A 15218-nucleotide genomic window follows, 5' to 3' on the forward strand; every position below is an offset into this window, starting at 1 on the left:
AAGACGAGACAGGTATGTGTTATTGTTGTTTTGTATTTTCCTAAAAACTGCGACCGAATACTGAAAATACTGCACACTAAAAACTACTTCGCTTCCTTGATGCTTAAATCGGTGTCGTAATATAAGATGTAAACCCCTTTATTAGTATATCCACCTTCTTCTTTTTTATAGTATTCAAATTTATTATCTACTTGCTCAGTTGCCATTGCATCTGCAGTTTCCTCATACTTTTTCCCTTGTGACAATCGCATCATGGTATCAAATGTAATGTCAAAACCACGGGTTGCAAAAGCACTCGGGGAAATTTTATTTTTCTTTTTAAACTCTTTTTCGAAAATTAAAGCTTCGGGAGATTCATTTTCACGAGTAACAGAAGGATACATCAATTTCAATTTTGTCAGATTCACAAAATTAATTTCATCAGTATCTAATGTTTCATTAGGTTCTAAAATAACCAACTGCACTTTATACGTTGCCATAGCACCCATCATGGTTGCCATTGTTGATTTTATCATCCCGGTATTCCCTGTTTCCATCACCACGTAGTTCATTTTGTCTTTCACAAATAAACTTTTTAAATTCTCAGGGGATAAACCTCCATTTTCAGTAAGAACAGAAAATTTTACATCTTTATGATTTTCCTTAATAAACTGAATCATTGATTCCTTTTTCTTATCTACTACAGCAATCATATTTCCACCTTTTGCTCTCATATAATCAAACATGGCGTTTTTAACTACGGTAACCGTTGGAATAGTTTGATACAAATTACTGAATGAATTTCCTAAATCTTTAGATAAAGGAGAAATCACAGGAACCTGATTCACATTCAACAATTCAGCGGTTTTTTCCACGTTAGTAAGATAAAAGGGACCAACAACAGCATCAGCATTTTCCAGATTATTTTCTTTAATTATAGAAGCAACATTGGAAGTGTTTTTAGTTTCCTGCGAATCATAAATTTTCACATCCAAAGAAAGTCCTATCTGTTTTGCCGAATCTATAGCCATCAAAGCTCCCGCATAAAAATCTAAAGTCATATTCAGAAACTTGTCTTTTTTCAAACGCATAGCCGTTGAATTAACAGTATCTCCTTCAATTTTTGGCATGTTAAAAGGCAAAAGCAACACCAGTTTCTTTCTGTCATTACCCCCCATTTTCTTTGACAAAACAGCGTATTCTTTTTTGGATTCAACAGCTGGAACAGCAATCGTTCCCGGAACCTTTAAAATCATTCCTTCCACAACACCTTGAGATAAAGCAGGATTTAGACTGATTAATTCTTCCTGAGTCATACCAAACATTTTTGATAAACTATAAAGTGTCTCTTTTGGTTTCACTTCATAATTCAGATAGTTTACAGTTGCCACAGCCTTTACAGGATTCGGTTTTGCAATTTCTTTTTTGGATTCAACCACTGGGATTGTTTTCTCCACTTTTGGTCCCGAAGTTTCGGGATTCCCCTTGATAATTAATTTATACCCAACAGGTAAATTAGAAACAATTTCAGGATTTTTTTTCTCTAATTCTGCAATCGTAATTCCATATTTTTTGGCAATGGAATATTTAGTTTCCTTTGGAAGTACCTCGTGATAAATCACTTTTTCTTGAATTACACTGGTAGTTTTCGGGCTGTTTTTGGATGGAACAACAAGGATTTGTCCAATTCTCAATCCTTCTTTTTCAAGAGTTGGATTGGCTTTCTTCAAATCTTCATCAGAAACATTGTATTTTTTTTCTATACCATAAAGCGTCTCTTTCGGAGCTACCTCGTGTGTTGCAGTTTTCACAATGACTTTGGCTTGCACCGCAACCTTTTGTTTGTTAACTTTTTTTGGAATCAGCAAAACACTGTTTGGCTTTAATCCGTTTTGAGCATCTGGGTTTAGTTGGTAAATATCAAATGGAGTAACATTGTACTTTATTGCAATCTGACTTATCGTTTCTCCTTTCTCCACTTTATGTGTTATATTTTTTTCTTGCGAAAAAACACTGTAATTAAACAACAAACCCATAATACAAATCGCAAAAAAATATTTCATCATTTTTATTTATAAATTATTCAAATCATTAATAACGGAACGGTATCAAATTTTATTGCAAAACTTGATACCGTTTATATAAAGAACATTAAAAATAATGATATTCCGAGAAGGGATTAACAAAAATTTAATCTTATTCCCACTCAATAGTTGCTGGCGGTTTTGAACTAATATCATAAACCACTCTATTTACTCCTTTTACTTTATTGATAATATCATTAGATATTTTCATCAGGAATTCATATGGTAAATGTACCCAATCCGCGGTCATACCATCCGTAGATTCAACGGCACGAAGTGCTATTACTTTTTCATACGTACGCTCATCACCCATTACACCTACACTATTTACAGGAAGTAAAATAGCTCCTGCTTGCCAAACTTTGTCGTATAATCCCCAAGATTTCAATCCTTCGATAAAAACAAAATCTACTTCTTGCAAAATTCTAACTTTCTCCGGTGTGATATCTCCTAAAATTCGGATTGACAATCCAGGTCCAGGGAAAGGATGTCTTCCTAATAATTCTGGATCAATTCCTAATGAAGCTCCTACTCTACGCACTTCATCTTTGAAAAGCATGCGAAGTGGTTCTACAATTTTTAATTTCATGTAATCAGGTAAACCTCCTACATTATGGTGTGATTTAATAGTAGCTGAAGGTCCTTTTACTGAAACTGATTCAATAACATCAGGATAAATTGTTCCTTGCGCCAACCATTTTACATCTTCTATAAGGTGTGATTCATCATCAAAAACTTCGATAAATACACGTCCAATAATTTTACGTTTGGTTTCCGGATCACTCACACCTGCTAATTCAGATAAGAAACGATCTCCTGAATCTACTCCTTTTACGTTTAAACCCATTCCTTTGTATTGGTCTAATACATTTTGGAATTCGTTTTTACGAAGCAAACCGTTATTTACAAAAATACAGTATAGGTTTTTACCAATAGCCTGGTGCAATAAAACTGCCGCTACAGTAGAATCTACTCCACCCGAAAGACCAAGAACTACTTTATCGTCTTGTAATTTCTCTTTTAATTCCGCTACCATTTCGCTAACAAAAGCGTTTGGCGTGAAATTTTGAGGAACTTCAGCAATTTTTACTAAAAAATTTTCCAGCATTTTTGATCCATCCGTAGAGTGAAAAACCTCTGGATGGTACTGAATTGCATAGGTTGTTTCGCCTTCAATTTTATAAGCCGCAAATTCGACATCATGTGTACTTGCCAATTTTACTCCGTTTGTTGGTAAAGCTTTAATACTATCGCTATGACTCATCCAAACCTGGCTGTTTTCAGAAACACCTTCAAAGAAAATTTCATCTTCTTTTATAAAAGACAAATTAGCTCTACCGTATTCTCTGGTATTTGAAGCAGCAACTTCACCACCACTAAAATGGGATAAATATTGCGCACCGTAACAAACGGCCAGCATAGGAAGTTTTCCTCTAATTTCAGATAAATCAGGATGTGGTGCATCTTCTCCTCTAACAGAAAAAGGGCTTCCTCCAAGAATTACTGCTTTATAAGATGATAAATCACTCGGAAAATGATTGTAAGGGAAGATTTCGCAGAATATATTTAATTCGCGAACTCTACGCGCAATAAGCTGTGTGTATTGCGATCCGAAATCTAAAATAAGTACGTTGTGTTGCATGCGCAAAAATACTTTTTATATTTTGAATTGAAAAATTGAATTTTAAAAAATATTTATTTAATTTTTATCTGTTTAAATAATCCGGTTGCTTCACTAAGGAGCCAACTGCCACTAATTTAGAATTGTTTATTTCTTAAAATCAACTTTAGGAAAATAAAAGCTTATTTTTGTATCTATTAATCTACTTAAAAAACAAAAAAAATGAAAACAAAGAAATACTTAGCCGTTGTAATTTTTGGCCTTCTGGCCCTCTCATGCAGTGTTATTGATAATTTATTTACCTTTTCGGTAGACAACGAAACGTCCGTTACCATTCCAGCTGGATTTCCTGTCAATATACCTTTTGAACTAAATAAAGAAATCGCTTCAAATTCCAGTACAGTATTTGAAAATAACAAAACAAAAGCGGAATTAGTTAAGGAAGTAAGAATTAAAGAGATGAAATTAACTATAACAAATCCAACTGATAAAACATTTTCCTTTTTGAAGTCAATACATATGTATATTTCCGCAAGTGACGGCAGTGACGAAATAGAACTAGCTTTTTTAGATGATATTAATTCAACCTCAAATATTATAAATCTAACTTGTACTCCAGAAAAATTAGATAAATATATTAAGGCTTCAAGTTTCAAATTAAGAGCAAGAGTTGTAACTAAAGAAACAATTACTCAAAACGTAACCGTAAAAGCGGAAATGAAATTCCAAGTTACTGCTGATCCGTTTTAACAAATCAGCAGTTTTCAATTACGTATTATTCTTTAATAATTACAAACTTCCCTTTTACTCCTGCATCCCAATTTTCCCAATAATCAGACTTAATAAGTTTTCCTTTGTCATCATAAATTTGAAATTCAGCTGTATTTCCGCCTAATGCGCCTCTATTTAAAGCTTCTATTTCGAATGTATTTATTCCTTCTTTCAGAAATATTTTAAATTCTTGATAATTTCCTTTCATTAATAATCGTTCTTGAACGACATCTGCATTCATAGTAGCTTTTGCTAAATCGCCATCAATCTGTCCAAAATCACGATATTTAATTACAAAGAATTCAGATTTTGTTCTAATCTCACCAAAATTGACATCAATTTTAACCAAAAGTCTTGAATCTTCTTTCAAACCCTCCCGAACTAATGTTTTACCTAAATCCTTTTCCATTTTATCCCTATACACATCTCCTGGATTAGCAAACTCATTTTTTGGAGTCATATCAATAGTACTTGCCTCTCCAATTTTTAATACAGAACTAGGGGTTTTTATTTCAGGGCTTTTAAAAACATTTGGAGTGTAGGTTGGTGGTATGTCAGTTTCAGGTAGAACTTCTTTTTTAAACTTCGGACTTTTATTTATAGGGGGAATTGCTTTAAACTTTTTACCAAATTCAATCTGACTATAGCTTTTTGAAGAAATACTAATACTAATTATTATAAAAAAAAGAATTTGTTTCATATGAGGTGAATATTGATAAATCAATATTTATTAAAAATTTAAAACTAAAAACACACTATTAACAACAAAAATAATATAAATTAATTTTATTTATTTATCGAATTGAAAAAAGAACATTCCTATTCTTTCATTAATAGCAGTGTTGCTTTAAAATCTATCCCAAGATTCCATTGGCTAGCAGAAATAATTTTTCCTTTATCATCATACACTTCAAATTCTGCTGTGTTAGGAGGTGCAAAACCTTCGTTCAAGGCCTCAAAATCAATCTTATTAATCCCATTTTCTAATTTTATCTGGAACCCTTTAAAATCACCATCCAAAATGACCTCATATTCAACTACCTTATCATTTAAATATACTCTAATCTTATCCCCATCAACATAAGCTGCATCGCGATATCTTACTTTAGCAGTAAGAGAACCCGTTTTAAAACTCCCTAAATTTTGATTTTTCTTATAAGTAACAACCTCTAAATTATCTACTTTTCTTGTGATTTTCTCTGGATTTATAAAATTGATTTTTGGCACATCAAGAGGGACGTCTTGCTTTTTTATAACTTTTGGAGCAATATTTTTTGGCAAATCTGCCTTTGGCGGAATTGCTTTTTTAACTTTTGGACTTATATTTTTAGGGGGTATTGCTTTAAATTTTGAGTCAAATTCATTCTGTGCATATCCGTTTAGGGACATACATATGACGGTAATTAAAAATAGAATTCTTTTCATAACTTTTTAGATTAACTGATCTGTGCTTGTAAAATTTTAAAAATAAAAAACCAAAAGTGTAAAATCATAAAAACGATATAATTTAACTATCATTTATAACATTCAATTTCCAATTTTATTACATTTTAGAACATAATATTTTCTAAAATTGATTTCTCGAAATTGAACTTTTAAATTAAAAATTAGTGTTTTTTATTTCTCATTTTTTTCTAAATTGCAAAAAATATACCAAAAATTAAATTAGGTTGTAATATTTTAAAAATCAGTTAAAAACAATTAAAATGAAAAGAGAAAACATATTGACAGGCTCACCATGGGAAGACAAAATGGGATATTGTCGCGCAGTACGTATTGGAAATATCATTGAAGTATCAGGAACAGTAGCTATAATTGATGGTGAAAAAGTAAAAGCTGACGATGCTCATGCACAAACTCTTAATATTTTAGAGCGCGTGGAAAAAGTGCTGGAAGACCTGAATGTAGGTATGAAAGACGTGATTCGTACCCGAATATTTACTACTGACGTAGCTACATTTGAAGCAGTTGCTACGGCTCATGCCAAATTTTTTAAAGACATAAAACCTACAACTGGTTTTTACGGAATTAACCAATTAGTGGCACCGGAATATTTGGTTGAAATAGAATTTACAGCAGTTATTTCAGAATAAGTAATTACTCCGTTTTTGATCTTTCAAAAAAGACACAAAATCACAAAGCAATTCAAAATCGAATTTGGTATTTTTGTGTCTTTGAGAGAAAAAAAACTACATTATAAATTCATTTCTTAGTGATTACTTATAAACAGTAGTCCCCTTTTAATGCTTTCGCAAAAAACACTTCCTCAATTCCGGCAATGAATTTAGAAAATGCTAAAAAAATGATGCTTGTCACACTCAAATGGATTTTCATTTGTGCTTTGACAGGCATTTTTTCTGGATCAGCTTCCGCATTTTTTTTAGTGGCACTGGAATGGGTTACACACTATAGAGAACACAACAACTGGATTATTTGGCTTTTGCCAATAGGCGGTCTCATCATAGGGTTTAGCTATCATTATTGGGGAAAGGATGTTGTAAAAGGCAATAATTTATTACTGGAAGAATACGAAAATCCCCAAAAAACAATTCCTTTAAAAATGGCGCCGTTGGTGCTTATTGACACCTTAATCACGCATCTTTTTGGAGGTTCCGCAGGCCGTGAAGGCACGGCAGTACAAATGGGAGGCGCCATTGCCGATCAATGTACCAAACTTTTCAAACTTGATAATTCTGAGAGAAAGACACTAATCATCCTGGGAATCAGTGCCGGTTTTGCATCGGTTTTTGGAACACCATTAGCTGGAGCACTTTTTGCTTTGGAAGTTTTATATTTCAGTAAAATCAGTTTCAAAAGTATTCCGTTGTCTTTTATAACCGCTTACGTTGCTTATTTCACGGTTGATTTCTGGCAAGTAAAACACACCCATTACAATATTCCTATTATTACTGAAATAAATTTAACCAACGTATTTTGGGTGATTCTGGTAAGTATTCTTTTTGGCCTAGCTGCTCTATTATTCTCCAGAAGCACCCACTTTTGGGGTGCTTTATTTTCGAAAACTATATCCTTTCCTCCGCTTCGTCCTTTTATAGGAGGAATAATCCTTGCTTTAGCGATATACTTTATTGGAACCACAAAATACATCGGTTTAGGAGTTCCCATGATTGTTGATGCCTTTTCTAATCCAAATGCTTCCTACGATTTTCTTCTAAAAATACTATTTACAGGATTTACGCTGGGCGCAGGATTCAAAGGTGGTGAAGTAACACCGCTATTCTTTGTAGGTGCCACATTAGGAAGCGCTTTATCCCTACTGGTTCCTTTGCCAATTGCACTTTTGGCAGGAATGGGATTCGTTGCCGTTTTCTCGGGAGCAACCCACACTCCTATTGCCTGTACGGTTATGGGAATGGAACTTTTTGGAATAGAAAGTGGTGTTTTCATTGGTATTGCTTGCATAATCGCTTACTTTAGTTCCGGTTCTGTTGGGATTTACAAAGCGCAAATTGTAAAAGGCGCAAAATACCGTTTGTACCAAAAAGTAAAAAGTACAGCCATCGAGCTTTTGTAACATTGTAAAAGTTTGTTAATTATATAAATGATTTCAACATTACATTAAAAAAATGTAATTTCGCAAACTATGAAAATACAAGACATTCAAGCGATACAGTTGTTATTATCAACTCCAAAAAAAATTGTAATTATTCCCCACCGAGGTCCTGATGGCGATGCTATGGGTTCTACGTTAGGATTATATCATTTTTTATTAAAAAACAACCATCATCCTGTTGTGGTTTCTCCAAATGAATTTCCTGATTTTTTAGCTTGGATACCCGGATCAGAAACGGTAAAAATATACGAAAAAGACAAAGCCAACTGCACCAAAATTCTTGAAGAGGCAGAACTAATTTTTACATTAGATTTTAATGCTTTGCACCGCACAGGCGAAATGGAAACTGCTTTAGCTACGCTCAAAGCACCATTTATAATGATTGATCACCATCAAAAACCGGATAATTACGCAACATTTACCTATTCAGATACTTCGTTTGGTTCCACTTGCGAAATGCTATACAACTTCATTTGTTTCCTTGGGAAAAAAGAGGCCATCGACAAAACAATCGGGACTTGCATTTACACTGGAATTCTAACCGATTCAGGTTCTTTTCGTTTTCCAAAAACGACAGGAGATACCCACAGAATTGTGGCAGAATTAATTGATTTAGGGGTCGAAAATACGGAGATTCCGAATTTATTATTTGACAACAGTTCTTTTGGACGTTTACAATTATTGGGAAGAGCGCTTCAAAACATGAAAGTTTTAACGGAACACAAAACAGCGTATACCACGCTTACACAAGACGAATTAAACTCTTTTGATTATGTAAAAGGAGATACCGAAGGTATTGTAAATTACGGATTAAGTATCAAAGGAATTCTTTTTACAGCTATTTTTATCGAAAATAAAGAAGAAAAAATAATTAAGATTTCATTCCGTTCCCAAGGTGATTTTGATGTCAATCAATTTGCAAGAAATTATTTTAACGGTGGAGGACATGTTAATGCCGCTGGTGGAAAATCAGAGGTGTCGATGCAAGAAACCATAACAAAATTTGAGGATTTAGTAAAAAAATTAACCCTATAACACATGAAAAACAGCAAATTAATCGCAGTTGCATTCTTTTTGTTCGTATTAGTTTCCAGTTGTAAACAACATCAAGAAGCCCGAAGACCTATTTCTCAAGCTTCCGGAACTTTCATGAAGAAATCGATAGCACGAAATAAAAAATTAATTGCCGGTGAGGAAGGACAAATTAATGCTGTAATCAAAAGAAATCCTAAAGCAAAGTTTATCGCTTCGTCCAAAGGATATTGGTATTCCTATTCGATAAAAAACATGCTGGATACGCTCACACCTAAAAAAGGAGATGTTGCGTTTTTTGATTATGAACTCAAAGATTTGAAAGGCAATATTATTTATTCCGAATTAGAATTAAGACCCCAAATTTATTATGTTGACAAACAAAACATCATGATGGGCTTGAGAGACGGTATCAAATTAATGCATAAAAAAGAGAAAGTCAATTTTCTTTTCACCTCACATATGGGCTATGGTTATCATGGCGACAATAAAAAAATTGGTACGAACCAACCTTTACTTTGTACAGTGACTTTGCGTGATTTCATGTCGGAAGCTGCGTATAGAAAGCAAAATGCGGTAAAACCTACAGCTCCTCAAGCAGTTGTTAAACCTGAAGTCACCACGGAAATCAAATCACAAGACACTATAACTCAATAAAAAATTAATTTAGAAATGAAATCGCCATGATTCAATCCCGATCCCGAAGTTTCGGGACGGGACAAAAACTATAATGAAGAATGGCGATACCATATACCTTTAAAAAACAAATATTAACTTCGTATGAAAAAAAGTTTCCTACTCGTATTCCTTGTAATTGCCTCATTTTATTCTTGTAAAGAAGAGCATAACAATCTTCCTGATGGTTTATATGCCAAAATTGAAACCAATAAAGGAGAAATTATTGTACAATTAGATTTTGAAAAAGCGCCTATCACAGTGGCCAACTATGTGACTTTGGCTGAAGGGAAAAATGAATTTGTTACCAATGAAAACCTTAAAAACAGACCTTTTTTCGACGGTTTGAAATTTCATAGAGTAATTAAAGAATTCATGATACAAACGGGAGATCCATTAGGAACAGGATCTGGAGATACCGGGTATAAATTTAAAGACGAATTTACTGATTTGAGATTTGACAAAGGCGGGGTTTTGGCTATGGCCAATAATGGTCCGGCAACGAACAGCAGCCAGTTTTTCATTACGCATCTTGCTACACCTTGGCTAGATGGCAAACACACTATTTTTGGACATGTGGTAGAAAAAGGAATGGATGTTGTGAATAAGATTGAGCAAAACGATTTCATCAACAAAGTGACCATCATCCGAAATGGTGAAGCGGTGAAAAAGTTTGATGCAGTAAAAACATTTAGCGATTATTTCTCTGTAGAATCTCAAAACCAAAAGAAAAAATTGGCAATTGAAGCCGAAAATAAAAAAGTTTACGACAAAAAATACAAAACAGTCCGTGACCAAAAAATAGCTTATTTTGCTGCGTTAAAAACCAAAGCAACAAAAACACCAACAGGATTAGAATACGTAATAACCAAGAAAAGTGGTGGCAAAAAACCAGCCAATGGTGCTAATATTTTCATTCATTATGCCGGTTTTCTGGAAGACGGAGAACTTTTTGACGCAAGTATAGAAAGTGTTGCTCAAACTTTTGGAAAATACGATGAAAACAGAGCAGCCCAAAACGGCTACCAACCGATTCCTTTTCAAGCAGGAAAAAAAGATGGCATGATTCCTGGATTCATTGAAGGACTGGAAAAATTATCTTTTGGTGACAAAGCCATACTCTTTATACCGTCGAAATTGGCTTATGGAGAAGCTGGAGCTGGTGGAGTTATTCCGCCAAATGCCAATATTATTTTTGAAATTGAATTAATGCAACAATAACTAAATAGAGCACGGTCATTAATCATTGAAACGGTAATATAAACCAAAGTAAAAAAGTTAACCACGAATTCCTGAAATTAGCACTAATTCCCTGAAAATCATCAATGAATTAATTCGTGAAATTCGTGGCAAAAAACACCCTAAAACATTAAAAAAAAGTCAGACCTTAAATTATTACCAAATGAAATTTAAAATTCTAATTTTATTATTCTTAGGAATGGTAACGGTACATTCTCAAACTAAGAAACCAGTTCCTGCCAAAAAACCCGTAACAGCAGTAAAAGCTCCTGTAAAAAAAGCTCCCGTAGCAGTCGAAGGGATTTTCGCTACTATTGCTACTACCAAAGGAGATATTACCGTTCAGCTGGAATACAAAAAAACACCGGTAACTGTAGCTAACTTTATAGCACTTTCTGAGGGGAAAAACGCTTTTGTAGCCGATGAAAAACTAAAAGGAAAACTATTTTTTGATGGTTTAAAATTCCACCGTGTTATTAAAGATTTCATGATTCAGGGTGGCGATCCATCCGGAAACGGTTCTGGTGGTCCGGGTTATGCATTCAAAGATGAGTTTACTGATCTGAAATTTGATAAAGGAGGCATTTTGGCTATGGCCAATTCAGGTCCAACTACAAATGGAAGCCAATTCTTTATCACACACAAAGACACGCCTTGGTTAAACGGAAAACACACTATTTTTGGTCATGTGACGCAAGGGATGAATGTTGTCAACTTGATTGCCCAAGATGATGTCATTAAGAAAATTATCATTGTAAGAAAAGGAGCTTTAGCAAAACAGTTTAATGCCCTAAAAGTATTCTCAGACTATTATGGAAATAAAGCCGAAGACGCTAAGAAACAAGCTTTAATTGATGCTGAAAACCAAAAAAAGCAAGCCGCAATTCAAGCTGAAGAGAAAAAAGCGTATTTTTCAAAATACGGTAGCGTTATCACTGCTAAACTGGCTGATTTAAAAGCGAATAAAACTACTGCAACTACTACAGCTACAGGCTTAGCCTATAAAATAATCCAAAAAGGAAGCGGTGTAAAACCTGCTGACGGAACAACTTTCTATTTTCATTATGCCGGTTATTTTGAGGACGGAACCTTATTTGACAGCAGTTATGAAGACGTAAGCAAAGCCTACGGAAAATACGATGCAAACAGAGCCGCTCAAAACGGATACCAAGCCTTCCCTTTTGAAGCAGGTAAAAAAGACGGAATGATACCTGGATTTTTAGAAGGATTGAACCTACTGTCTTTTGGAGACAAAGCGGTGATTTTTATTCCATCAAATTTAGCCTATGGCGAAAGAGGTGCTGGTGGTGTGATTCCGCCTAATACGAATCTTGTTTTCGAATTGGAAGTATTTGAAAAACAACCGGCTCCAAAACAATAAATTTCAAAAGCATCTAATAAACAAACCCGACAAGTTTCAACAACCTGTCGGGTTTTTTATGCAATACCATTTTAAAATTTTAAGACTTAAATGAACTTATATTCCTTCTATGTTTTAAATCTAACCATATAAGGAATATAAGGCCATTTAAGCTTTTAACATCCGAAACAGCTGTGCAATATAATCTCTATTATTTCTTTCCAAATTTCCAGTCAAATTCATCTTTTTGATTGATAATCGCACCAATCTCAAATTTTACGACCTCATCAAATTCCGTTTGAAAGATAATCCAGTTTTCCTCATTGAAATAGTTTTCGAACGTATCGAATTCTTCCTGAGTGAATTTAGTGATTCCTTTGGCAGCCAAATCTTTTTTAACCTCACTAATTTTTCTATTGATCACTTTATTCCCAAACAACTCCAGTTCCGGACTCGAAGCCACGATATACCCTAATTTGAAATCTTCCTCCACATAGAAAGTCAAACGCGTTTTAAGTTTATTGTAGGCAAAAATCACATTGTCATCTTCGTCCTTGTAATTCCTGTCCGGTTTACCGTAAATAGCGGTTACATCATTTTGTTTCATTCCGAAAATGAGCTTGTCAATTCCGTTTTTTGGATTTATTTTCATATGTAGATAATATTTGTTTTTTAATGGAATATGGTATCGCCAGATCTTCATTGGTGTTTGCGACAAATGTTGTCATAGCGATTTCATACGTAGTTTATATTTTTTTTTAAAGGAATATATAATTTGCATAGCGCTATCGGTGTTTATTTCGAACTTGCGTTAGACTAATTTCACATTCTATTATTTGACCGCAAAGTTCGCAAAGTTTTTCGCAAAGTCCACTACCTTTTTTGTTTAAAAAGTAGTGGATCCAAACAACAATCAGGATTCTAAAATTCAGGATTTGGGCGTGACCCGCTAAAAAAAGCGGGTCGGGCTATTCGTTGCAATCTCCCGAAGAAAAATCGGGAGGATTTCCACTTTTATCCCTCACGCAAAAAAGACTCAGTACTATAAGAACCTTTCACTTAACAAAACAATATTTGTAAAAAAATTAGTATCTTTCAATCACAAAACCAACACAATATGACTTGGGCAGCAAAACTTATAAAACACAAAAGCGAAAATAGAATTGCCGTTTATTTTGAAAAAAATCAAGACCTGATTGCCCGCATAAAACAAATAGAAGGAGCACGATGGAGCCAGCAAAAAACGGTTTGGCACATCCCTGATACAATCGAAAATAGAGAACGTTTCAAGATAAAACCACTTGTAAATTCGCTCCCTTCTCAGGAGGGAATTGCTAATATAGAAAAATTCAAGCAATGGCTTCGTTCCAAGCGCTATAGTGAAAGCACCCTTACCACCTATAGTGAAGCCTTGAAATCATTCTTGGTTTTCTATAGAGAAAAACCCATTGCCGAAATTACCAATGAAGACGTGATTGTATACAACAACGACTATATCTTGAAAAATAATTTATCGGCATCCTACCAGAATCAAATTGTAAATGCAATTAAATTGTTTTTTACAATCATCCGAGAAACTAAGATTGAAATAGACAAGATTCACCGACCAAAACGTTCTAAACTTTTACCTAATGTGTTGAGTAAGGAAGAAATAAAATTGATATTGAATGCCCACAGCAACATCAAGCACAAAACAATGCTTTCGTTGATTTATAGTTGTGGCTTGCGCAGAAGCGAATTAATTAACCTAAAAATAGCCGATATCGATTCAAATAGAAACATTGTAATTATCCGACAAGCCAAAGGTAAAAAAGACAGGATTGTGCCTCTATCTACAAAGATTTTAGGAATGCTACGGCAATATTATTCTATATATAAACCTAAAATGTGGTTGTTTGAAGGACAAAACGGAAAAGAACAATATTCAGACCACAGTTTACAGAGCGTACTTAAGCAAGCATTAGTAAAAGTAAAAATAACAAAGCCAGTTAGTTTGCATTGGTTGCGCCACAGCTATGCCACACATTTGCTAGAAAGCGGAACTGATTTACGCTACATTCAAGAATTACTGGGACACAATAGCAGTAAAACCACCGAAATTTATACTCACGTAAGCACAAAAAGTTTGCAACAAATTAAAAGCCCTTTTGATAATTTGTAGCTATTTATTTATATATTTGAAACGTAATAAAGTATGACGTTTATCACTACAATCTACCCAAAATTGGGCGTATAATAGCGACCACGTTATCACTATATACAAGTTGTGCGTCAGTTTCGCGTGACGAAAAGCAAAAAGAAATTTTAAATGAAATAAAAATGAGAATATTAGTTGGTCTAATTATTATAAATCTCTTATTCGGATGTGAAGAAAAAAAAGATGAAAAGAGTAAAGATTTAATTTACTTTAATTCAAAATTTATAGCCGAATTAGGAGAAGAAAATTACGATAAATATGGAGCTAAACTAAATTCAAAATTTGAACCTAAATACATTGGAAAAACTATTGAAATTGCAAAAATGATTAATGCAAATGCTTGTGGAGAATATGATGGAAATATAGAAATTAAAAAAGATAGTCTAATCTTAATTTATAAATTAGTATCAGACGAAGTATGTACATCAAGTGCGGTTGTTGAAGTGAAATACAAAATTAAAAACGAAAAAAAGTTAAAATATAAATTTGGTTTACGATATGAATAACTTTGCAATTCTTTGAGTTGTTTTAATTATAAATAGTTAGAAAACAGAAAAAAACCGAACGCACAACAGCTAGGTTTTCGTTGCGTGCGCAGCACGAACAATGAAAACCGTGTTGAACGGAACCGGTCACTGGCAGGAACTATGGAGTTATCGTAAAGTCTAGAGAGAGAATATCAAGAG

The 15218-nt window shown here is 33.9% G+C and carries 14 protein-coding genes; 9 read left to right on the forward strand and 5 right to left on the reverse strand.

The window, feature by feature from the left end:
- Positions 1-83: 83 nt before the first annotated feature.
- Both ACNQGG_RS05690 and guaA read right to left on the reverse strand, forming a co-directional pair.
- Positions 84-2045: a LysM peptidoglycan-binding domain-containing protein gene (locus ACNQGG_RS05690; protein ID WP_417962057.1), complete on the reverse strand. Its 1962-nt coding sequence runs from the start codon at positions 2043-2045 to the stop codon at positions 84-86.
- Positions 2046-2175: 130 nt separating this feature from the next.
- Positions 2176-3705, reverse strand: coding sequence for a glutamine-hydrolyzing GMP synthase (gene guaA, locus ACNQGG_RS05695; protein WP_417962058.1), 1530 nt, complete (start codon positions 3703-3705; stop codon positions 2176-2178).
- 201 nt (positions 3706-3906) lie between these two features.
- On the opposite strand from guaA, the gene ACNQGG_RS05700 reads away from it, so the two are divergent.
- Positions 3907-4434 carry a hypothetical protein gene (locus tag ACNQGG_RS05700; RefSeq protein ID WP_417962059.1) on the forward strand — a complete coding sequence of 176 codons (528 nt, stop codon included), beginning with the start codon at positions 3907-3909 and terminating at the stop codon, positions 4432-4434.
- A gap of 25 nt (positions 4435-4459) precedes the next feature.
- Here the strand turns inward: ACNQGG_RS05700 and ACNQGG_RS05705 are convergent, their stop codons facing one another.
- Together ACNQGG_RS05705 and ACNQGG_RS05710 are read right to left on the reverse strand one after the other, a co-directional pair.
- Complete coding sequence (locus ACNQGG_RS05705) at positions 4460-5155, reverse strand: hypothetical protein (protein ID WP_417962060.1); 696 nt, start codon at positions 5153-5155, stop codon at positions 4460-4462.
- A gap of 119 nt (positions 5156-5274) precedes the next feature.
- Positions 5275-5880 (reverse strand): hypothetical protein, encoded by a 606-nt coding sequence (locus tag ACNQGG_RS05710; protein WP_417962061.1) that lies wholly within the window; start codon positions 5878-5880, stop codon positions 5275-5277.
- Positions 5881-6161: 281 nt separating this feature from the next.
- On the opposite strand from ACNQGG_RS05710, the gene ACNQGG_RS05715 reads away from it, so the two are divergent.
- The 6 genes from ACNQGG_RS05715 (at position 6162) to ACNQGG_RS05740 (ending at position 12356) form a co-directional block, all read left to right on the forward strand.
- Positions 6162-6548 (forward strand): RidA family protein, encoded by a 387-nt coding sequence (locus ACNQGG_RS05715; RefSeq protein WP_417962062.1) that lies wholly within the window; start codon positions 6162-6164, stop codon positions 6546-6548.
- Positions 6549-6733: 185 nt separating this feature from the next.
- On the forward strand, positions 6734-7990 hold the full coding sequence (locus tag ACNQGG_RS05720) for a voltage-gated chloride channel family protein (protein WP_417962063.1): 1257 nt from the start codon (positions 6734-6736) through the stop codon (positions 7988-7990).
- A gap of 69 nt (positions 7991-8059) precedes the next feature.
- Positions 8060-9064: a DHH family phosphoesterase gene (locus ACNQGG_RS05725; RefSeq protein ID WP_417962064.1), complete on the forward strand. Its 1005-nt coding sequence runs from the start codon at positions 8060-8062 to the stop codon at positions 9062-9064.
- Positions 9065-9067: 3 nt separating this feature from the next.
- Complete coding sequence (gldI, locus tag ACNQGG_RS05730) at positions 9068-9718, forward strand: gliding motility-associated peptidyl-prolyl isomerase GldI (protein WP_417962065.1); 651 nt, start codon at positions 9068-9070, stop codon at positions 9716-9718.
- A gap of 123 nt (positions 9719-9841) precedes the next feature.
- Entirely contained in the window at positions 9842-10957 is a 1116-nt protein-coding gene (locus ACNQGG_RS05735) for a peptidylprolyl isomerase (RefSeq protein ID WP_417962066.1), read from the forward strand.
- 181 nt (positions 10958-11138) lie between these two features.
- Positions 11139-12356 (forward strand): peptidylprolyl isomerase, encoded by a 1218-nt coding sequence (locus ACNQGG_RS05740; RefSeq protein WP_417962067.1) that lies wholly within the window; start codon positions 11139-11141, stop codon positions 12354-12356.
- Between the two features lie 190 nt (positions 12357-12546).
- Here the strand turns inward: ACNQGG_RS05740 and ACNQGG_RS05745 are convergent, their stop codons facing one another.
- Positions 12547-12987 (reverse strand): hypothetical protein, encoded by a 441-nt coding sequence (locus ACNQGG_RS05745; RefSeq protein WP_417962068.1) that lies wholly within the window; start codon positions 12985-12987, stop codon positions 12547-12549.
- Between the two features lie 465 nt (positions 12988-13452).
- Here ACNQGG_RS05745 and xerA point away from each other — a divergent pair, with 465 nt between their 5' ends.
- Entirely contained in the window at positions 13453-14496 is a 1044-nt protein-coding gene (xerA, locus tag ACNQGG_RS05750) for a site-specific tyrosine recombinase/integron integrase (protein WP_417962069.1), read from the forward strand.
- Between the two features lie 158 nt (positions 14497-14654).
- Positions 14655-15038 (forward strand): hypothetical protein, encoded by a 384-nt coding sequence (locus tag ACNQGG_RS05755; protein ID WP_417962070.1) that lies wholly within the window; start codon positions 14655-14657, stop codon positions 15036-15038.
- Positions 15039-15218: the final 180 nt, after the last annotated feature.

Source organism: Flavobacterium esculini (assembly GCF_048284325.1).
GTDB lineage: Bacteria > Bacteroidota > Bacteroidia > Flavobacteriales > Flavobacteriaceae > Flavobacterium.

Bases quoted from the DNA above. Each gene is read 5' to 3' on its own strand.
- ACNQGG_RS05690 (WP_417962057.1), bottom strand. From the start codon at position 2,045: ATGATGAAATATTTTTTTGCGATTTGTATTATGGGTTTGTTGTTTAAT.
- guaA (WP_417962058.1), bottom strand. From the start codon at position 3,705: ATGCAACACAACGTACTTATTTTAGATTTCGGATCGCAATACACACAG.
- ACNQGG_RS05700 (WP_417962059.1), top strand. From the start codon at position 3,907: ATGAAAACAAAGAAATACTTAGCCGTTGTAATTTTTGGCCTTCTGGCC.
- ACNQGG_RS05705 (WP_417962060.1), bottom strand. From the start codon at position 5,155: ATGAAACAAATTCTTTTTTTTATAATAATTAGTATTAGTATTTCTTCA.
- ACNQGG_RS05710 (WP_417962061.1), bottom strand. From the start codon at position 5,880: ATGAAAAGAATTCTATTTTTAATTACCGTCATATGTATGTCCCTAAAC.
- ACNQGG_RS05715 (WP_417962062.1), top strand. From the start codon at position 6,162: ATGAAAAGAGAAAACATATTGACAGGCTCACCATGGGAAGACAAAATG.
- ACNQGG_RS05720 (WP_417962063.1), top strand. From the start codon at position 6,734: ATGAATTTAGAAAATGCTAAAAAAATGATGCTTGTCACACTCAAATGG.
- ACNQGG_RS05725 (WP_417962064.1), top strand. From the start codon at position 8,060: ATGAAAATACAAGACATTCAAGCGATACAGTTGTTATTATCAACTCCA.
- gldI (WP_417962065.1), top strand. From the start codon at position 9,068: ATGAAAAACAGCAAATTAATCGCAGTTGCATTCTTTTTGTTCGTATTA.
- ACNQGG_RS05735 (WP_417962066.1), top strand. From the start codon at position 9,842: ATGAAAAAAAGTTTCCTACTCGTATTCCTTGTAATTGCCTCATTTTAT.
- ACNQGG_RS05740 (WP_417962067.1), top strand. From the start codon at position 11,139: ATGAAATTTAAAATTCTAATTTTATTATTCTTAGGAATGGTAACGGTA.
- ACNQGG_RS05745 (WP_417962068.1), bottom strand. From the start codon at position 12,987: ATGAAAATAAATCCAAAAAACGGAATTGACAAGCTCATTTTCGGAATG.
- xerA (WP_417962069.1), top strand. From the start codon at position 13,453: ATGACTTGGGCAGCAAAACTTATAAAACACAAAAGCGAAAATAGAATT.
- ACNQGG_RS05755 (WP_417962070.1), top strand. From the start codon at position 14,655: ATGAGAATATTAGTTGGTCTAATTATTATAAATCTCTTATTCGGATGT.